Origin of the sequence: Bradyrhizobium yuanmingense (assembly GCF_029167105.1) — a bacterium.
Lineage (GTDB): Bacteria > Pseudomonadota > Alphaproteobacteria > Rhizobiales > Xanthobacteraceae > Bradyrhizobium > Bradyrhizobium yuanmingense_A.
On the sequence record NZ_JARFML010000027.1, the window covers coordinates 1 to 19,402 of the forward strand.

18 protein-coding genes and 1 pseudogene are annotated in these 19,402 nt (G+C 65.4%); 8 read left to right on the forward strand and 11 right to left on the reverse strand.

Annotated elements, in window-relative coordinates:
• Positions 1-69 precede the first annotated feature (69 nt).
• Both P0R31_RS28795 and P0R31_RS28800 read right to left on the reverse strand, forming a co-directional pair.
• The gene (locus P0R31_RS28795) at positions 70-333 is read right to left on the reverse strand and encodes a hypothetical protein (RefSeq protein WP_210253351.1); all 264 of its coding nucleotides are present in this window, start codon (positions 331-333) and stop codon (positions 70-72) included.
• A gap of 140 nt (positions 334-473) precedes the next feature.
• Entirely contained in the window at positions 474-1,280 is an 807-nt protein-coding gene (locus P0R31_RS28800; protein WP_275517795.1) for a creatininase family protein, read from the reverse strand.
• Positions 1,281-1,433: 153 nt separating this feature from the next.
• On the opposite strand from P0R31_RS28800, the gene P0R31_RS28805 reads away from it, so the two are divergent.
• The 6 genes from P0R31_RS28805 to P0R31_RS28830 all read left to right on the forward strand — a co-directional run bounded on the left by P0R31_RS28805 (position 1,434) and on the right by P0R31_RS28830 (position 6,917).
• Positions 1,434-2,456: an ABC transporter substrate-binding protein gene (locus P0R31_RS28805; protein WP_275517796.1), complete on the forward strand. Its 1,023-nt coding sequence runs from the start codon at positions 1,434-1,436 to the stop codon at positions 2,454-2,456.
• 95 nt (positions 2,457-2,551) lie between these two features.
• A complete protein-coding gene (locus P0R31_RS28810; protein WP_275517798.1) occupies positions 2,552-3,367 on the forward strand; it encodes an ABC transporter ATP-binding protein in 816 nt (271 codons plus the stop codon).
• Positions 3,364-4,182 carry an ABC transporter permease gene (locus P0R31_RS28815; RefSeq protein ID WP_275517799.1) on the forward strand — a complete coding sequence of 273 codons (819 nt, stop codon included), beginning with the start codon at positions 3,364-3,366 and terminating at the stop codon, positions 4,180-4,182. Before P0R31_RS28810 ends, P0R31_RS28815 begins: the two co-directional genes overlap by 4 nt.
• A complete protein-coding gene (locus P0R31_RS28820; RefSeq protein WP_275517801.1) occupies positions 4,182-5,171 on the forward strand; it encodes a 2-hydroxyacid dehydrogenase in 990 nt (329 codons plus the stop codon). Before P0R31_RS28815 ends, P0R31_RS28820 begins: the two co-directional genes overlap by 1 nt.
• Positions 5,171-5,893, forward strand: a complete 723-nt coding sequence (locus P0R31_RS28825) for an AprI/Inh family metalloprotease inhibitor (protein WP_275517802.1) — start codon at positions 5,171-5,173, stop codon at positions 5,891-5,893. Before P0R31_RS28820 ends, P0R31_RS28825 begins: the two co-directional genes overlap by 1 nt.
• 364 nt (positions 5,894-6,257) lie before the next feature.
• Positions 6,258-6,917 carry a tetratricopeptide repeat protein gene (locus P0R31_RS28830; protein WP_275517803.1) on the forward strand — a complete coding sequence of 220 codons (660 nt, stop codon included), beginning with the start codon at positions 6,258-6,260 and terminating at the stop codon, positions 6,915-6,917.
• 45 nt (positions 6,918-6,962) lie between these two features.
• Here P0R31_RS28830 and P0R31_RS28835 read toward each other — a convergent pair.
• The 5 genes and pseudogenes from P0R31_RS28835 to P0R31_RS28855 form a co-directional block, all read right to left on the reverse strand.
• Positions 6,963-7,112: pseudogene (locus P0R31_RS28835) on the reverse strand (JAB domain-containing protein); the annotation flags it as partial.
• Positions 7,111-7,899 (reverse strand): DUF4239 domain-containing protein, encoded by a 789-nt coding sequence (locus tag P0R31_RS28840; RefSeq protein WP_275517804.1) that lies wholly within the window; start codon positions 7,897-7,899, stop codon positions 7,111-7,113. The pseudogene P0R31_RS28835 and the gene P0R31_RS28840, both read right to left, overlap by 2 nt.
• A 27-nt stretch (positions 7,900-7,926) precedes the next feature.
• Positions 7,927-8,640, reverse strand: coding sequence for a RadC family protein (gene radC / locus P0R31_RS28845; protein WP_275517805.1), 714 nt, complete (start codon positions 8,638-8,640; stop codon positions 7,927-7,929).
• Between the two features lie 83 nt (positions 8,641-8,723).
• Positions 8,724-9,542, reverse strand: a complete 819-nt coding sequence (gene map, locus P0R31_RS28850) for a type I methionyl aminopeptidase (RefSeq protein WP_271539584.1) — start codon at positions 9,540-9,542, stop codon at positions 8,724-8,726.
• A gap of 120 nt (positions 9,543-9,662) precedes the next feature.
• A complete protein-coding gene (locus P0R31_RS28855) occupies positions 9,663-10,979 on the reverse strand; it encodes a mechanosensitive ion channel family protein (RefSeq protein ID WP_275517806.1) in 1,317 nt (438 codons plus the stop codon).
• Positions 10,980-11,187: 208 nt separating this feature from the next.
• Between P0R31_RS28855 and P0R31_RS28860 the strand changes: the two genes are divergently transcribed.
• A complete protein-coding gene (locus P0R31_RS28860; RefSeq protein ID WP_275517807.1) occupies positions 11,188-12,981 on the forward strand; it encodes a potassium/proton antiporter in 1,794 nt (597 codons plus the stop codon).
• 113 nt (positions 12,982-13,094) lie between these two features.
• Here the strand turns inward: P0R31_RS28860 and modC are convergent, their stop codons facing one another.
• The 4 genes from modC to mepA form a co-directional block, all read right to left on the reverse strand.
• Positions 13,095-13,757: a molybdenum ABC transporter ATP-binding protein gene (gene modC / locus P0R31_RS28865; RefSeq protein ID WP_036014214.1), complete on the reverse strand. Its 663-nt coding sequence runs from the start codon at positions 13,755-13,757 to the stop codon at positions 13,095-13,097.
• Positions 13,758-13,759: 2 nt separating this feature from the next.
• Positions 13,760-14,455, reverse strand: coding sequence for a molybdate ABC transporter permease subunit (gene modB / locus P0R31_RS28870; protein ID WP_275517808.1), 696 nt, complete (start codon positions 14,453-14,455; stop codon positions 13,760-13,762).
• A gap of 82 nt (positions 14,456-14,537) precedes the next feature.
• Positions 14,538-15,323, reverse strand: coding sequence for a molybdate ABC transporter substrate-binding protein (gene modA, locus P0R31_RS28875; RefSeq protein WP_275517809.1), 786 nt, complete (start codon positions 15,321-15,323; stop codon positions 14,538-14,540).
• 367 nt (positions 15,324-15,690) lie between these two features.
• The gene (gene mepA / locus P0R31_RS28880) at positions 15,691-16,635 is read right to left on the reverse strand and encodes a penicillin-insensitive murein endopeptidase (RefSeq protein WP_275517810.1); all 945 of its coding nucleotides are present in this window, start codon (positions 16,633-16,635) and stop codon (positions 15,691-15,693) included.
• Positions 16,636-17,087: 452 nt separating this feature from the next.
• On the opposite strand from mepA, the gene P0R31_RS28885 reads away from it, so the two are divergent.
• Positions 17,088-19,253, forward strand: coding sequence for an EAL domain-containing protein (locus P0R31_RS28885; protein WP_275517811.1), 2,166 nt, complete (start codon positions 17,088-17,090; stop codon positions 19,251-19,253).
• The last annotated feature ends 149 nt before the right edge of the window (positions 19,254-19,402 follow it).

The window sequence follows — 19,402 nt, forward strand, 5'->3', positions numbered from 1 at the left end:
GACACGGGGTGGATGAGGCGCCCGTGTCGGACGCAGGATCCACGTGGAGATCGGCCTCAGATACTCAGATCAGTAGCAGGTGCGAACGCGGCCGACGTACTGGCCAAAAGCGTTGTACTGGGCGACCCAGCCGCAGCGGCGATAGCCGTGATAATAGGGGTCGTGCGTGGCGGCGATCGCGGAGCCGACGACGGCGGCGGTGGCGATGCCGGCGCCCACACCATAGACCCAGGCGGGCTGCTTGGCTTCGGCCGAGGTGGTGGTGGACGCGATGCTGCCGGTCACGGCGAGAGCAGCGAGAGCTGCGGCGGCAATCTTGGTCTTGATCGACATATGAAACTCCATCCGGGGTTGAGGCGGTCCGTTGTGGCCCGCGTGCCCAGTTGGACGGAGGCTCCTCGCGTCCGGTTCGAAGACTGCAAATGCGCTCGCGAAGACTCGATCTTTCCTGAATGAATCCAGGAAGATGCCCCCTAGCCGAGGGGGCCCTTGGCGAGCCTGTTCACGTCGAAGTTATCGACCTCACCCAGCAGCTCGCAGAACGCGGTCGCGCCCTGATCGAGCAGCTGCTCGCCCTTCGCTGGGTCAGCCAGCGTCGCGTCGCCGACCGCACCGCTGGCGTTGAGATCCTGCGCCTGCCAGGCGAATGGCGCCGGCCGCTGCGTCGACAGCCAGCGATACTGCTGCTCGATCGCGATGCTGCTCGCGGGAAAATCGGCGATCGCATCCTTGCGTACCTGATCGGGATAGCGCGCCAGCATGATCGAGGTCTCGACCGCGCCGCCGTGAATGCCGTGCCGCACTTCATCGGCCGGGAACAATTTGTCCGCGCCCGAGAGCCGCGACCACGACGTCGTCACCACGAACAGCTTGTGATGCGCACGCAGATCCTGCGCAACCAGCATCATCGCCGCGCTGTTGCCGCCATGGCTGGTGACGATGACGAGCTTCCTCACGCCGCGGCTTGCAACGTCCGCACCGATCGCTGTCCATTTCCTCAGCGCGATTTCAGTCGGCAGCGTCTGCGTGCCCGGATAGTCGATATGTTCGGTCGAAATCCCGACCCGTTCGACCGGGAGGAAGCTCGCCGGAATGCTGGTGGGTAACAGCTGACGCACACGTGCCAGATAGGCGTCCGCGATCAGCACGTCCGTCGACAGCGGCAGATGCGGACCGTGCTGCTCGGTTGCCGCCAGCGGCAGCACCGCGATCCAGCGCGACACCTCGCCGGGGCTCGCATCAGCCCAGTCGATGTCGATCCAGTCGCGGGAGGGCGTCATCGAGGTTTCCTTGCCCGAATTTGTCACGTAATTTGCGGTATGAGGGGATGCGGGTCCGGCCGGCTCGCATCCCCTGATGTCATGCGGTTCTATCGCGTTGCCTTCACCCGGACCAGTCGCGATTGGGCCAGCCACGATCGACGGAGTGCCATTATGACCCCCTTTCATCTGCGGCGAGCGTTAGTTGCAGGCTTGTTGGCCGCCCTCGCCTCTTTTGCGCCGGCGCGCGCCCAAACGCTCGACAAGGTCACCTTCGGCACCAACTGGGTCGCCGAGGCCGAGCATGGCGGCTTCTTCCAGGCGGTCGCCGACGGCACCTACAAGAAATACGGCCTCGACGTCACCATCGTCCCCGGCGGCCCGAACGAGAACAACCGGATGCTGCTGATCGCCGGCAAGATCGATTTCTTCATGGCCGCGAACACGCTGATGTCGTTCGATGCCGTCGCCAACAACGTTCCCGTCATCACCATCGCCGCGATTTTCCAGAAGGATCCGCAGGTGATGCTGACGCAGCCTGATGCCAAGGTCGCCAAGATCGAGGACCTCAAGCCGCTGACGCTGTTCGTCTCCAAGGAAGGCATGACCAGCTACTTCCAATGGCTGAAGTCCGAATATGGCTTCAGCGAGAAGAACGTGCGCCCCTACAATTTCAATCCGCAGCCCTTCATCGCCAATCCCAAGAGCGCCATGCAGGGTTACGTCACCTCCGAGCCGTTTGCGGTGGAGAAGGCCGCCGGCTTCAAGCCCAATGTGCTGCTGCTCGCCGATTACGGCTTCAACACCTATTCCACCCTGATCGAAACCCGCCGTGAGATCGTCGAGAAGAAGCCTGATCTCGTGCAGCGCTTCGTCGATGCCTCCATGATCGGCTGGTACAATTACCTCTACCGGGACAATTCCGCCGGCAACGCCCTGATCAAGCAGCTCAACCCGGAGATGACCGACGATCTCCTGGCCTATTCCGTCGTCAAGATGAAGGAGCACGGCATCGTCGATTCCGGCGACAGCTTGAAGAACGGCATCGGCGCAATGAGCGACGAGCGCTATGCCTCCTTCTTCAACAAGATGGTCAAGGCCGGGGTCGTGAAGGCGGATCTCGACTACCGCAAATCCTACACGCTGCGCTTCGTCAACAAGGGCGTCGGCGTCGAGCTGCGCCCGAACAAGCCGTAACGCATGCTGAGATCCGGCACGGCGGTGCGGCTGGGGCCCACCTCTCCCCCTTGTGGAGAGCTGAAGAGCGCCCGAAACGCAGCAGCCCGCTCTCAATGGTAGAGCGCAATCCATCGCCCGCCGTCGAGGCCAGCCTGACGGCTCTCGCCGTCAGCCTGCGCGGCGTGACGAAGGTCTATGACAACGGCGTGATGGCGCTCGGCCCGTTCGACCTTGCCGTCCGCAAGGGCGAGTTCATCTCGCTGCTGGGCCCCTCCGGCTGCGGCAAGTCGACGGTGTTGCGGTTGATCGCCGAGCTCGGCGCGCCATCATCGGGCACGGTGCGAGTGGCACGGCGCGAGGGCGTGCCGCAGCCAGGTCACGGCATCGGCTTCGTGTTCCAGGAGCCCACCCTGATGCCCTGGGCCAATGTTCGCGAGAACGTGCGCCTGCCGCTGAAGCTCGGCGGCGTGCCGAAAGCGGAGGGGCGTGCGCGTGCCGACGCGGCGCTGGCCAGCGTCGGCCTTGCCGATTTCGCCGATAGCTTTCCGCGCGAGCTCTCCGGCGGCATGAAGATGCGGGTGTCGCTGGCGCGCGCGCTCGTCACCGATCCGGATATCCTCCTGATGGACGAGCCGTTCGCCGCGCTCGACGAGATCACGCGCTTCCGCCTCAACAACGATCTGCTGGCGCTGTGGCGACGCTTACGCAAGACCGTCATCTTCGTCACCCATTCGGTGTTCGAATCCGTCTATCTGTCGCAGCGTGTCGTGGTCATGACGGCGCGGCCGGGCCGCATCCAGGCCGACATCCGTATCGAGACGGTCGAGCCGCGCGGCGAGGAGTTTCGTACCTCGACGGCCTATTCCGATTATTGCCGACGCGTGTCGGCCGCGCTGGCGCCGTCCTATTCGGGGCAGTCGACGCTATGAACGCGCAAAGCCCGGTCATCGCGAAACGATCCGCCGCGCAACGCGCGATGCGCTTCGTGCTGCCGGTCATCGTCTTCGCAGCCGGCCTCCTTGCCTGGGAACTCGTGGTCCGCATCAGGGAGATCCCGCCTTACGTGCTGCCGGCGCCCTCCGTCATCCTGCTGACATTGATCAAGGACTGGGCGGTGCTGTCACAATCGCTGGCGGCCACGCTTGCAACCACGCTCGAAGGTTTTGTCGCCGCCAGCATCGGCGGCATCGCGCTGGCGCTGCTGTTCAACCAGTCGAAATGGGTGGAATATTCGCTGTTCCCCTATGCCATCGTGCTGCAGGTGACGCCGGTCATCGCGATCGCGCCGCTCTTGCTGATCTATCTGGAGCAGCAGACCGCGGTGGTCGTCTGCGCCTTCATCGTCGCATTTTTCCCGGTGCTGTCGAACACCACGCTCGGGCTGAACTCGGTGGACCGCAACCTCGCCGGCCTGTTCCAGCTCTATGGCGCCTCGAAGCCGCAAACCCTGCGCTTCCTCAAGCTGCCGGCGGCGCTGCCCTACATTCTCGGCGGCCTGCGCATCGCCGGCGGCCTGTCGCTGATCGGCGCGGTCGTGGCCGAGATTGCGGCCGGAACGGCCGGCGCCGGCTCCGGGCTCGCCTACAGGATCGCCGAGTCCGGCTATCGCTTGAACATACCCCGCATGTTCGCCGCGCTGCTTCTGTTGTCGCTGGCCGGGATTGTCATCTATGGGGTGCTGGCGCTAGTTTCCCACCTCGTTTTACGGCGCTGGCATGAGAGCGCGCTTGGAAAGGAAAACTGATGGCTGCCGGTTCGATTTCGTCCGAAAAGATCGACCTTCTGATCTATGGGCCGGTGCGGCCGATCCTCGAGAACGGGTTTTCCGATCATTTCGTCGTGCACAAGGCGGAGACGCGCGGCGATCTCGAGCGGCTGACGCCCGCGGTCCGCGACAAGATCCGCGGCGTCGCGGTGACCTACCACACCGTGCGTGCGGACAAGGACTCGCTGTCGCAGCTGCCGAAGCTGGAGATGGTGGCGAGCTTCGGCGTCGGCTACGACCACATCGACGCCAAATATGCGGCCGAGCACAACATCATCGTCACCAACACGCCCGACGTCTTGACCGAGGAGGTCGCCGACGTCGCGATGGGCCTTCTGATTTCGACCTTGCGCGAGTTCATCAAGGCCGACCGCTATGTCCGCTCCGGGCTCTGGCAGACCCAGAACTATCCGCTCAGCGTCGGCTCGCTGCGCGACCGCAAGGTCGGCATCGTCGGCATGGGCCGGATCGGCCAGGCCATCGCGCGCCGGCTCGACGCCTCGCTGGTGCCGGTGGTCTACCACTCGCGCAACCCCTCCAAGGACGTCTCCTACAAGCACTACCCCGACCTGATCGAGATGGCGAAAGCGGTCGACACGCTTGTTGTGATCGTGCCCGGCGGTGCCAGCACCAACAAGATGATCAATGAAGAGGTGCTCAAGGCGCTCGGCCCGCGCGGCGTACTGGTCAACGTCGCCCGCGGCTCGGTGATCGACGAGCCCGCGCTGATCCAGGCGCTGAAATCCGGCACCATTCTCGCCGCCGGGCTCGACGTGTTCGCGGCCGAGCCGAACGTGCCCGACGAGCTCAAATCCATGCAGAACGTCGTGCTGCTGCCGCATATCGGCTCAGCCTCGGTGGTGACGCGCAACGCCATGGACCAGCTCGTGGTGGACAATCTCAAGGCCTGGTTCGCCGGCAAGGCGCCGCTGACGCCAGTTGCGGAAACGCCGGTCAAGGGGCGCTGATGGTCGCTCGTCGCCTTCTCGCATTCGCCGCCGCGGCCTTTTTGGCCGCGATCGGCGCCGTCGCGGCCCCCTTGGCCGCGATCGGCATCGCGCATGCGCAGGATGCGGCGAGCCTGAAGAAGCAGATGCCCGGACAATGGGAGCTCTCGACCACCGAGCGGAGCAAGACCTGCGTCGTCACCCTCAAGGCTGACGCCGCAGGCCAGGGCTACAAGCTGGAGCTGGAGCCGGCCTGCAAGACCGCGCTGCCCTTCACCAAGGACATTGTGGCCTGGAGCGTGAGGGGCCTCGACATCGTGCGCCTGCAGGATGCGACCGGCGAAGCCGTGATCGACTTCACCGAGGTCGAGGCCGGCATCTTCGAGGGCCTGCGCCAGGGCGAGGGCGTCTACATCCTGCAGGACCTTGCCGCCGCGCGCTCGATGGCCAAGTCGATGGACCAGATGATCGGCGACTGGTCGATGGTGCGCGGCAAGGGTCAGCCGATCTGCGGACTGACGCTGACCAACACCGAGGCGGATTCGGACAATTTTCAGGTCTTCCTCAAGCCGAGATGCGACGCGGCGATTGCGCAGTTCAACCCGACGCAATGGCGCCTCGAGCGCGGCCAGATCATCCTGATGTCGAAATCAGGCGAAGCCTGGCAGTTCGAGGCCGACGACCACGCCCAGTGGCGCCGCGTCCCCGACACGGCAGATCCCCTGATCATGCTGCGGCAGTAGGCGGGCTCGATGCTGGCTCGGTCACCTCTCCCGCTTGCGGGAGAGGTCGCGCCGAAGGCGCGGGTGAGGGCTGGGGGTTCTCGATTGCAGAGGCGCCCTCTCCCCAGCCCTCCCCCGCAAGCGGGGGAGGGAGCGCAGCTGCTCCCACAGAAGAACTCCTCCTCATCCATATTCTAAGCCGTCACCTTCGATCGCAGCGCGGTGCCTTGCGCCGATTCCGACAGGCGAGATCGCTGATTTCGGCATTTGTTGGATTTCGAACTTTTCGTCCGTCTCGAGCGACCAACACGGAATGGTTCAAACTCGATCGGGCTTTGACATGAGATTCGTTGCCCTGGCCTTCTTGTGCCTCCTGCTTTTCGCGATGCCCGCCAGCGCGAATGACACCCGCACCTTCAATGCAATGGTCGCATTGGCCAATCGCGGCGATGCCGAGGCGCAATATCATGTCGGCATGATGCACAACAACGGCATCGGCACACAGCAGGATCGCAGCCAGGCCTTCGAGTGGTTTCAGAAATCGGCCGCCGGCAACGACCCCCTCGGCGCCTACAAGCTCGGTTGCTACTATGACGGTCAAGGCGCAGGCATCATCGCAACCGACGCGGATCAAGCCCTGAAATACAAGCTCGTTGCCGCTAATGCGGGCTATGCGCGCGCCCAGCACGACGTCGCGCTCACGTATGACCGGCGAGGCAATTCGGAAGAAGCGCTGAAATGGTGGAAGCTGGCGGGTGACCAGGGGCTGCCTGAGGCCCTGTTCGGCCTGTCCCGCGCCTATTCGGCCGGAAAGGGAACGCCGAGAGATTTGTCCCTGTCGTATGCCTATTTCAAGCTCTCGAAGGTGGCGCCGGCCAAGAACGTGAACGAAATGGCTTCCATGTTGTCCAAACCTGAGCTCGAGCAGGCCGAGAAACTCGTTGCCGGATGGAAACCGCAACCGACCGCTCTGACGCTCAAGGCATTCGCCGGCATCACAGCCGCAGAAGACCATTTGAAAGCCGCCAAGAACCAGGGGTTCTGAACTGGCCTAGATCAGCCGCAGCCCGCGCAGGCTCGCGTGGCCACTCTAGCCGACGATGATGTGGTCAATGCCGAGCGGTCTTGCGATGTCGATGATCGCCTTCGTCATCTGGATGTCGGCCTGCGAGGGTGACGGATCGCCGGATGGATCATTGTGCACCAGGATCAGGTATTGCGACCGAAGCTGACGCGCTCTAGGTCTTCGCCGCTGCCTCCGGCATGATCTGGAGCAGCGGCTCTGGCTGGATCGAAATCTGGCCGGCGAACGGCCGGTCGTGCGCGGCGATCAGCAGGACCGAGGTGGCCACCCCCGTTGCGAACAGTCCCATCGCGATCGCCGATCCCAGCCGATTGTCGCAATGAACGAGGCCGATCACCAGCAATGCGCAGGCGGCTTGGAGGTACAGGCACCACCATTTGACTGGATTGACCGCGGCGAGGCTGACGATGATCCGTTGCCGCCGCGCATCCAGCGCCTGCTCCAGCGCGGCGATGAGCTCGCGCTGCACATTCGCGTGCCCCGTGCCTTGCGGCGTCATCGTGATGACGAGCTGCAGGGCATCGGCGAGCGCCGGCGGCGTCACCTTCAGCGATGCCTCCTGATGCGCCATCATCGGCCATTCCACCGCGACGGCCTGCCCGACATAGTCGCGCACCAGGCCGCGCAGCTTCGCCTCCTGCTCCGCCGGCAGGCCGCCGGCCAGCAGCACGGCGCTGCGCAGCGCGCTGGCCTCGCGGCTTACCGCGGCACTGGCGCGATCGCTGTCGCCCCAGACCTGCGCTGCGGTGAAGGCGACGAACAGGCCGAAGATGATGCCGAGCACGGGCAGCATGCCCGGCGAGATCGCTTTGAGCGATTTTGCGCGCTCTCCTGTCGCGACAAGCGCGATGCCTGCGAAGATCGCCGCGGCCAGAAGATAGGTAAACCCGAAGATCACCAGCGCCATCAGGGACACCGGCAGATTGTGCAGCCAATCGCTCATCGTTGCCTTGTCATCTGATTTGAGGCTCTAGATCAACCGCATCCCGCGCAGGCTGGCATGCCCGTTTCTGCCGACGATGATGTGATCATGCACGGCAATCCCCAGTGGTTTTGCGATGTCGATGATCGCCTTCGTCATCTGGATATCGGCCTGCGAGGGCGAGGGATCGCCGCTGGGGTGGTTGTGCACCAGGATCAGCGCGGTCGCGGACAGCTCGAGCGCGCGCTTGATCACCTCGCGCGGGTAGACCGGGGTGTGGTCGACCGTGCCGGTCTGCTGCACCTCGTCGGCGATCAGCTGGTTGCGCTTGTCCAGGAAGAGCAGGCGGAATTGCTCCTTCTCGGCAAACGCCATGCTGGTGCGGCAATAGGCGATCACCTCGTTCCAGGATGACAGCGCGTTGCGGCTGTTGACCTCGCCCTTGGCGACGCGATGCGCGGCAGCTTCTATCAGCTTGAGCTGGTTGATCGCGGACTCGCCGACCCCCTCGACCTCGCGCAGGCGCGCCACCGGCGCATGCACGACCTCGGCGAACGAGCCGAAGGTCTTGATCAGCGTCTTGGCGAGCGGCTTGGTGTCGCGCCGCGGCAGCGCCGGAAACAACGCCATCTCCAGCAATTCGTAGTCGCTCAGCGCATCCGCGCCCGCGCTGTAGAAGCGCTCGCGCAGCCGCTCGCGATGGCCGAGATAGTGCGGCGTCTCGTCAGGCTTGCTCTTGTCGTGGTCAGGCTTGGCGGGCATCGGCCGCCAGCATTGCCGGGGCTTGGCGTTTTTGCAACCGTCAATTGCGGGAGCAGTCGCGCCTCATACGACGGCGCCTCAAATCACCCGATCTGCTTCTCGCCATGTCGCGCCGACAGCGTGAAAATCTCCACCCCCGTCGCCGTGACGCCGACGGAGTGCTCGAACTGCGCCGACAGCGAGCGATCGCGGGTCACCGCGGTCCAGCCGTCGGAGAGAATCTTCACATGCGGCTTGCCGAGATTGATCATCGGCTCGATGGTGAAGAACATGCCGGGCTTGAGCTGCACGCCCTCGCCGGGCCGGCCGATATGGATGATGTTCGGCTCGTCGTGGAACATGCGGCCCAGGCCATGGCCGCAGAAATCGCGCACCACGCTCATGCCCTGCGGCTCGACGAAGCTCTGGATGGCGTGGCCGATGTCGCCGGTGGTGGCGCCCGGCTTCACCGCGGCGATGCCGCGCATCATGGCCTCATAGGTCACCTCGATCAGCCGTTCGGCCTTGCGGGCGATCGGGCCGATCGCATACATCCGGCTGGAATCGCCATACCAGCCGTCGACGATGAAGGTGACGTCGATGTTGACGATGTCGCCTTCCTTCAGCGGGCGGTCGCCGGGCATGCCGTGGCAGACCACGTGGTTGAGCGAGGTGCAGGTCGAGTAGCGGTAGCCGCGATACATCAGCGTCGCCGGGTAGGCACCATGGCTGAAGGCGAAGTCCCGGACGAAATCGTCGATTCTGGAGGTCGGCACGCCGGGCCCGACGATGTCGGTGAGCTCGTCGAGGCACTTGGCCACCAGCGCGCCCGCCTTGCGCATGCCGGCAAAGGCGGCGGGCCCGTGCAGCTTGATCTGTCCGGTCTTGCGCAGGGAGGTCTCAGTGGCGTCGACGTAGCTCATGCGTGTCAGGTCTTCTCGGGCTGATCTCGATTTTGGCGGAAAGGCTTGATTTCAGGCCCCAATCTAATGATTGGCAGGCTTCATGCAAGCCGAGCGGCCTGCTTGGGGGGTGAAAGTGACCTAATTCGGGACTTCCACGGCGGTTTCCACCGGCAGGGCGCCGCCGCGGATGCGGATTTCGCGGACGGGATAGGGAACCCGGATACCCTCGCGCTTGAAGGCGTCCCACAGCTCCAGCATCACGTCGCTCTTGACCCTGTCCATGCCGTCGGGGTCGGCGATCCAGAAGGTCAGCGAGAACTTCATCCCGGCTTCCGCGAACTCGGTCAGGAGGCAGGTGGGCGGCTTGCCCTTCTGCGCGCGCGGATGGGCTTCCGCGGTCTCGGCCGCAAGCTTGCAGACCAGCTTCGGGTCGGCGTCGTAATTGGTGCCGAAGGCGATCTTCACCAGCGTGTTCTTGTCGGTATAGGTCCAGTTGACGACCTTCTGCGTCACCAGATCCTCGTTCGGGACCAGGAATTCGCGGCCGTCGCCGGCGGCGACCGAAATATAGCGCGTCTTCATCGCGCTGATGCGGCCGGTATTGTCGCCGATGGTGACGAGATCGCCGGGCTTCACCGATTTGTCCGCGAGCAGGATGATCCCCGAGATGAAATTGGCGACGATCTTCTGCAGGCCGATACCGATGCCGACGCCGACCGCGCCGGAGAACACCGCGAGCGCCGACAGGTCGATCCCGACCGCGCCGAGCGCGATCACGATCGCGACCGTGAGCAGCCCGATGCGGATGATCTTGACCAGCAGCACCTGCACCGACGGCGTCAGGTCGGTGGTCGAATTGATCCGGCTCTCGGCGAAATTGCTGGCGATGTTGGTGAGCCAGAGTGCGATCAGCAGCAGCGCGCCGGCCTTGAGCGCCAGGAGCGGGGTCAGCCTGAGGCCGCCGAGCACGATGGCGAAGGAATCCAACAGGTCGACCGTCGCATCGAGCTGGCCGACGATGGAGAGCGCGGCGACGAACCAGGCGGTGATCGACACCAGCTTGACGATGAAGGCGTTGCGCAGCACCGAGGTCACGAGCCGGATCACCAGCCAGGCGAAACCCAGCTTGGCCGCGACCATCAAGAGATAGGAGCGGCTCGGCCAGGTCGCGTGATACATCACCACGCGCGAGACGATCACGAGCAGCGTGAACACCGCCGTCGAGGCGCTGGCGACCATGACCCGGACGAAATGCCGGAGCGGCAGCGGCCAGCGCATCGCCAGTGACGTCATATCGAGACGGCTGCGAATGGCCGCCTCCGCGGCATAGGCGATGCCGGCCGCGGCCAGGATGAGGCCGAATTGCAGGTAGAACCAGGGTGAGGAGATTTCCGCCCCGACGCTGCGTGCGGTGGTCTGCACGAACTCCATGAAGTCTTTGAGGTCCATGTCCATCGGGTCTCGTCGGCAAGCGGGCAGGAATTGATTCGAGGGCGCCGGACAATCCCACAAAGGGCGCGGCCGGGCCATCGATACACCGTGAAGTGAAGCGCGTTAAGGCCGTAAAATGCGGGCAGATTGCCGCGAAGCGCGAAAATGGGTTGGCGCACGAGTCCACCGACGATAAGGATGAAATTCCAGCGATTTCTTACCCGGAAGGTGGATGGCTTCCCTCGACTCCGTCAGTCTCGCCATATTGCTCGGCGCCGTCCTCGTCATGGCCGGCATCCTCTCGAGCCTGCTTGCGCTGCGCTTCGGCGCGCCCTTGCTGCTCGTGTTCCTCATCATCGGCATGCTCGCCGGCGATTCCGGCCCCGGTCAGCTCCAGTTCGACGACGTCCGCACCACCTATCTGGTCGGCTCCGTCGCGCTCGCTTTGATCCTGTTCGACGGCGGCCTGCGCACGCGCATTGCCAGCATCCGCACCGTGCTTGCGCCGTCCGTGGTGCTCGCGACCGCAGGCGTGCTGCTGACCGCGCTGGTCACGGCGCCGTTCGCCAAATACGCGCTCGACCTCAACTGGTCGGAATCGCTGCTGGTCGGTGCCGTGGTGGCCTCGACCGACGCGGCCGCGGTGTTCCTGCTGGTGCACACCCAGGGCCTGCGTCTGCGTCCGCGCGTCGGCGCGACGCTGGAGGCGGAGTCCGGCACCAACGATCCCTTCGCGATCTTTCTCACCCTGATGCTGGTGGAATACATCTCGGTCGGCACGAGCTCGCCCGGCCATGTGCTGATGGAGTTCATCCAGGAGGCGGCGCTGGGTGCCGTCGTCGGCGTCATCGGCGGCCGCCTCGTCGTCATCGCTCTCAACAAGGTCGCCCTGCCGCAGGGCCTGCATGCGCCGTTCGTGACCACGGCCGCGCTCGTGATCTTTGGCGGCTCGCAGATCATGCACGCCTCCGGCTTCCTCGCCGTCTATCTCGCCGGCATCATCATCGGTAACCGGCCGACGCGCGCGCACAATTCGGTGGTGACGTTCCTGGACGCCGCGACTTGGCTGGCGCAGATCGTGATGTTCGTGCTGCTCGGTCTCCTGGTGTCGCCGAGCCGGCTCGGTGCCAGCATATTGCCGGCCATCGCCGTGGCGCTGGTCCTGATGCTGATCGCGCGGCCGATCGCGGTGTTCGTGTGCCTGTCGCCGTTCCGCTTCAACTGGCGCGAAAAGATCTTCATCGCCTGGACCGGTCTGCGCGGTGCGGTCGCGATCTTCCTGGCCTCGATCCCGATGCTGGTCGGGCTGTCCAAGGCCTATCTCTATTTCGACGTGGCCTTCGTCGTCGTCATCATCTCGCTTCTGCTGCAAGGCTGGACCCTGGCGCCGGCCGCGCGCAAGCTGCACGTGGCGCTGCCCCGCGCCGAGCGCGGCCCGCGCCGCGTCGAGCTCGATCTGCCCGGCCAGCTCGAGCAGCAGCTGGTCGGCTATCCGGTGCGGCCCAAGAGCCTGTATTTCCGCCGTGGCCTGATCCCGTCCTGGTCCAAGCCGACGCTCGTCATCCGCAACGAGAACATCCTGACGCCGGCGGAAGCCGATCCGATCGCGCCCGGCGATTACATCTATCTGCTGGCCCCGCCGGAAAAGGCCGAGTCGCTCGACCGTTTCTTCGTCGACATGCAGCCGAGCACCGCGCCCGATCCGCATCTGCTCGGCGATTTCATGGTCTCCGGCGAGCACACGCTCGCCGAGCTCGCCGCGATCTACGGCGTCAAGGTGAGTGAGGACGAGAGCAAGCTCACGCTCGCCGATTATTTCGACGTCCATCTCGACCACGCGCCGAGGGAGGGCGCCGAGCTCGCCCTGGGCGAGATCGTGCTGGTCGCCCGCAGCATCTCCGGGGGGCGCGTCAACGTCGTCGGCCTGCGCCTGCCCGAAGATGACGAGACACCGCCGCCGCTGACAGGCGCCCGGGCGCTGCGTAAGAAGCTCGCGGAGCTGTGGTCCTCGGTGGCGGGAGTTTGATGTTTCCTCGTCATTGCGAGGAGCTCTTGCGACGAAGCAATCCAGTCTGCCGCCACGGATAGACTCTGGATTGCTTCGCTTCGCTCGCAATGACGGGGATGGGCCACGAGCCTTCACGTCAGCACCTTCACCCCGCCGAAACTCGTCACCCGCCCCTGCTTCAGCATCACGATCTGCGTCGCGAGCTGGCGCAGCTCGGCGACGTCGTGGCTGACATAGACCATCGGCACATTGGCCTCGTCGCGCAGCCGCACCAGGTAGGGCAGGATTTCGAGCTTGCGGCCCTCATCGAGCGCGCCGAGCGGCTCGTCGAGCAGCAGGAGGCGCGGCTTCGACAGCAGCGCGCGGCCGAGCGCGACGCGCTGGCGCTCGCCGCCGGACAGCTTCCCGGGACGGCGATCCCTGAGCGCGCCGATGTCGAGCAGGTCGATGATGCGCTTGTGCTGCGCCGGGTCGGGCGCAAGCCCATTCATCCGCCGCCCGTAGTCGAGATTCTGCGCCACGCTCAGATGCGGAAACAGCCGCGCATCCTGGAACACGTAGCCGATGCGGCGGCGGTAAGTGGGCACGTGAATGCCGGCCGCGGTGTCGTCGACGATCTCGCCATCGATCGCGATGGTGCCGCGATCAGGCCGCAGCAGGCCGGCGATCATGTTGACCAGCGAGCTCTTGCCGGCGCCCGAGGCACCGAACAGGCCGATGACGCGCCCCTCGCTGCTGAAGGAAGCGGACAGCGAGAATTCACCGAGCTGTTTTTCGACGTCGACGCGCAGCATGGTCAATTCCCGTGCAGGCGCTGCGTGGCGCGGCGGGCGAACCATTCGGCCGCGATCAGCGCGCCGATCGCGAGCACGATCGAGACGATCACGAGCCTTCCCGCCGCGGCGTCGCCGTCGGGGGTCTGGATCAGCGAATAGATCGCGGACGAAATCGTCTGGGTCTCTCCTGGGATGTTGGAGACGAAGGTGATGGTGGCGCCGAACTCGCCGATCGCCTTGGCAAAGCCCAGCACCATGCCGGCGAGCACGCCCGGCAGCGCCAGCGGCAGCGTCACCGTGAAGAACACTTTCCACGGCGCTGCGCCGAGCGTCTCCGCGGCCTGCTCGAGCCGGCGGTCGATCGCCTCGATCGACAGCCGCATCGGCCGCACCAGCAGCGGAAACGCCATCACGCCGCAGGCGAGCGCAGCACCGGTCCAGCGGAACGCGAAGACGATGCCGAGATAATCGGCGAGAAAGCCGCCGACGAGGCCGCGGCGGCCGAAGGTGAGCAGCAGCAGATAACCGGTGACGACGGGCGGCAGCACCAGGGGCAGGTGCACGAGTGCGTCGAGCACCGACTTGCCCCAGAAATCACGCCGCGCGAGCAGCCACGCCAGCGCAATGCCGAACGGCGTCGCGACCAGCGTGGCAATGACGGCGACCCTGAGCGAAAGCAGGATCGCCGTCCATTCGGCGGGAGAGATCTCGAACATCAAGTCGTCATATCAGGTCGCAGAAAACAGGTGGCAAAATCAGGTTTGCAAGAATCAGGTCGCAACAATCAGGTCGCAACAATCAGGTCGTGGGGCTGATCAGGAACTTGAAGCCGTATTTCTCCAAGATGGTCTTGGCCGCCGTCGAGCGCAGGAAGGCGAGATAGTCGTTCGTCTCCGGCTTGGCGGTGCTGGTCGCCGCGACCGGATAGATGATCGCAGGATGCGAATCCGCCGGGAACGTGCCGACGATCTTCACGCCCGGCTCGACCTTGGCGTCGGTGGAATAGACGATGCCGAGCACGGCCTCGCCGCGCGCGACCAGCGTCAGCGCCGCGCGCACGCTCTCGGCCATGGCGAATTTCGGCTCCGCGGCCTGCCAGGCCCCGAGCTTTTCCAGCGCCGCCTTGGCATATTTGCCTGCAGGGACCGACTTGACGTCACCGGTCGCGATCCTGCCGTCGCCGGCGAGCTTGGCGAGATCGAAACCTGGCGCGATCGTCACGCTGTCGATCTTGGAATCCTTCGGCGCAATCAGCACGATGCTGTTGCCCAGCAGGTTGACCCTGGACGGCTCGTTGATGGTCTTCTTGGCGATCGCGTAGTCCATCCAGTCGGTGTCGGCGGAGACGAACACGTCGGCCGGCGCACCCTGCTCGATCTGCTTGGCCAGAACCGAGCTTGCCGCGTAGCTGACGCTGAACTTGACCCCGGTCCTGGCGGTGTAGGCGGCGTCGATCTCGTCCAGCGCGTTCTTCATCGAGGCGGCGGCGAACACGGTGATGGTCTTGTCCTCGGCCGCGGCCGGCGCGACGGCCGTGCCGGCGAAAATGACGAAGGCGATGAAAAATCCTGGCAGGCGAAACATGGATGCGCTCCGTGCTAGCTCGCGCGCGCAAGGTTGCACGCGCGAAATCTGGCGTTGGCTGGGTCAGATGCGACGGGCGGAAGCGCCGTTCCACGGTCCCTAGCGACGGCTTACGGCCCGCGGGGATATCGCAGTGCAAACATAGCAGGCCGCGGCCGCAGGTCAAAGGCGGCCGGTTGTCGGCCAGCGGCTATCGGGCCGGCGAGTCCGTCATCCCGGGGCGCGCGTAGCGCGAGCCCGGTGTCCATAACCACAGGATTGCGTTGGGCGAAGACTCGGAGTGACCTGCTTCGCGCAAGTACCACTCCCTGCGGTTATGGGGTCCCGGGCCCCGGTACCACTGCGGTGGATGCCGTGGCCACGAACCTTACGGCTTCGCATCCCCTGCATGCAGCACCGCCTTGCAGGTTGCCGGCATCTGCGCGAGCGTCATCGGCGGCTTCGGCTTGGGCGGTTCGGGCGGCGGCTTGGGGTGCAGCACCGCATCGGAGAACCAGTAGGCGAGATCGGCGGGCTTGCAGCCTTCGTCCTCGGCCTGTGACGGCTGGCCCTCGCATTCGCCGGCCCCGGCCGGGCAGTGCATGCGGATGTGGAAGTGGTAGTCGTGGCCCCACCAGGGGCGGATCTTCGACAGCCAGGCGCGGTCGCCCTTGGCCTCGCGGCATAGCGCCTTCTTGATCGCGGCATTGACGAAGATGCGCTGCACGGCGGGCTCGCGCGCGGCGGCGCGCAGCACCAGCACATGGCCTGGCGTGAACACCTTGGGGTCGATGTCGAGCCGGTCCTGGCGCACCATCATCACCGCCGACATTTCCTCGCGCTCCTCGCGCGAGAGCCGGCGGTCCGGCATCGGCGTCAGCCAGATGTCGGCGTCGAGACCGATCTGGTGGCTGGCATGGCCTGACAGCGCCGGCCCGCCGCGCGGCTGCGCGATGTCGCCGACCAGGATGCCGGGCCAGCCTGCGTCCTTGTGCGCCTTCGCGGCGAGCCGCTTGATCAGCGCGATCATGTCGGGATGACCGTAGCCGCGATTGCGCGACAGCCGCATCACCTGCCAATGATCGCCGTTCATAGGCATCTGCTGCGCGCCGCCGATGCAGCCTCTGGTATAGGAGCCGACGACGTGGGCCGGCCCCTTCGACGGCAGCAGCTTTCGCGCGAACAGCTCCTTGGCGGCGAGATCGGGGTCGTTGGGATTGGCGAGCGGCGGCAGCGGCTTCGGGTTGATGCTGCCACGGTCCTGGGCCAGCGCGCCACCGGCGCCCAGGCAGACGAACGAGAGCAGGAGGAAGGTGATGCCGCGGCGACTCATGCTGATGCTCTTATAGCCCAATGCTGCACCAGGGTTAAGAACGAGGCGACGAGCCCGCCGCCGGTTCACCGCGGCGCGCCCGAATCGCGTCTCGACCCGCCGTTTCTTAAGGGTGTAATAACCGTATCCTGCATTGACCAAAATTCGTGCGCGGCGCGCAGAAAATTCTGCGGTTCGCATGCAATCGCGCGCAATTTCGGAACCGATTCAGGCGCGCGCGTAATTTTGCGCCAGATCGCTCACTGATTGCGGGCGCCGCACTCAGTCTGATGGCGCCCGCCGCCGCCCGCCACGCCGCGCAAACAGGCAATATGCGCCCCGCGCGCGGACCGCGGCTGGCTAAGATTACTTTTTTTTCAGACACTTGCCTCAAAACTTGCGGCCGCTGGACGCGACTGGGACAAGTGAAGTTGAGTTTGGGGTCTCGAAAAACAAGAAAGCGAAAGCAAAGCGTGCTTGCCCGCGCCGGCCAAAAGGCGCGCAAGCCGCGCTTCGCGCGCGCGCACCGTGCCCTTTCCGAACACGACGAAATCCTGCGCAGCCGTGCCGAGGCGGAAGCCGCGATCGCGGAGGCGCGCAAATCCCATGAGCGCCTGCGCCAGGCCATCGACATCCTGCCGCAGGGCATCGTGTTTCTCGACGCCGAAGGCCGCTACGTCCTCTGGAACAAGAAATACGCCGAGATCTACAGCAAGACGGCCGATCTGTTCGAGGAAGGCGCGCGGCTCGAGGACACGCTGCGTATCGGCGTCGCCCGCGGCGATTATCCCGAGGCCATCGGCAATGAAGAAGCCTGGATCGCCGAGCGCTTGCAAAAGCTCTACAAGCCCGGCGCGCGCCACGAGCAGAAGCTGTCGGACGGCCGCGTCATCCTGATCGACGAGCGCTTGACCGATGACGGCGGCGTCGTCGGCCTGCGCGTCGACATCACCGAGCTCAAGCAGCGCGAGGCCTCGTTCCGCCTGCTGTTCGACGGCAATCCCGTGCCCATGATCGTCTGCGCGCTGGACGACGAGCGCATCCTCGGCGTCAACGATGCCGCGGTCGCGCATTACGGCTACAGCCGGGCCGAGTTCGAGCGATTGAAGATCCGGTCCTTGCAGGCGTTCGAAAGCGAGCCGCCCTGGATCGTCGATGGGACCGGCGAGGATCAGGCCGGCCGCACCTGGAAGCACGTCAAGGCCGACGGCGCGCTGATCGACCTTGCGATCTATTCCCGCGAGTTGACTTATGCCGAGCGGCCCGCGGTGCTGCTCGCGCTGATGGACATCACCGAGCGCAAGCGCGCCGAGGCGCGGCTCGCCTTCATGGCCCAGCATGACGGGTTGACCGGCCTGCCCAATCGCAGCCTGCTGCGGCAGCAGATGGACGAGATGCTGCTGCACACGCGCCGCGGTGCCGAGAAGGTCGCGCTGCTGATGCTGGGGCTCGACAATTTCAAGGCGGTCAACGACACGCTGGGGCATGCGGTCGGCGACAAGCTCCTGCGCGGCGTCGCCAAGCGGCTGCGCTCCACCTTGCGCGAGGAGGACGCGCTGGCGCGGCTCAATTCCGACGAGTTCGCGATCGTGCAGAGCGGGCTGGCGCGCCCCGAGGACGCGGTGATGCTGGCCAAGCGTCTCCTTGCGGCCATTGCCGACCCCTATCTGCTCGACGGTCATTCCGTGGTGATCGGCGCCTCGATCGGCATTGCGATGGCGCCGGGCGATGGCGAGGATTCCGAAAAGCTGCTCAAGAGCGCCGACATGGCGCTGTCGCGCGCCAAGCTGGACGCGCGCGGCAGCTTTGCCTTCTTCGAGGCCGCACTCGATGCCAAGGCGCAGAGCCGCCGCAAGATCGAGGTCGAGCTGCGCGACGCGATCCAGAACGACGTGCTGCGGCCGTACTACCAGCCGCTGATCGACCTCTCGAGCGGCCGCATCACCGGCTTCGAGGCGCTGGTGCGCTGGCCGCATGCCGAGCGCGGCATGGTGTCGCCGGCCGAGTTCATTCCGGTCGCCGAGGACACCGGCCTGATCAATCCGCTTGGCGGGCTGATGCTGCGCCGGGCCTGCCTCGACGCCGCGGCCTGGCCCGACGACGTCCGCGTCGCGGTCAACCTGTCGCCGCTCCAGTTTCGCAGCGGCAATCTGCTTTCGATGGTCACTGACGCGCTGAAACATTCCGGCCTGGCGCCGCGCCGGCTCGAGCTCGAGATCACCGAGACGCTGCTCCTTGAGAAGAGCGCGCAGGTGCTGGCGACGCTGCATGCGCTGCGCGCGCTCGGCGTGCGCATCTCCATGGACGATTTCGGCACCGGCTATTCCAGCCTCAGCTACTTACGCAGTTTCCCGTTCGACAAGATCAAGATCGACCAGTCCTTCGTGCGCGATCTCGGGGCCAACCGCGAGGCTCAGGCGATCATCCGCTCCATCGTCAGCCTCGGCAAGGGCCTTGGCGTCACCATCACCGCCGAAGGCGTCGAGACCGAAGCCGAGCTCAGCTGCCTCCGCGCCGAAGGCTGCCATGAGGGCCAGGGCTTCCTGTTCAGCAAGGCCCGGCCGAATGCGGAGATCGTCAGCCTGCTGGCCGCACAGCTCGGCATCGACGGCGACGAGGACGCCGCGCTGGTGGCGTGAGCACGCGCTTCCTTCTCGCGCAAGTCACGCGCTGCTCTCCGGCCGGCTTGCGGGAGAGGTCGGCGCAATGCCGGGCGGCTATCTCCTCCCGGAGGTTGTCTCTCGTGAAGACTCAGCCCGCCGCCCCTCGCACGCGAGCAAGCTCGTTG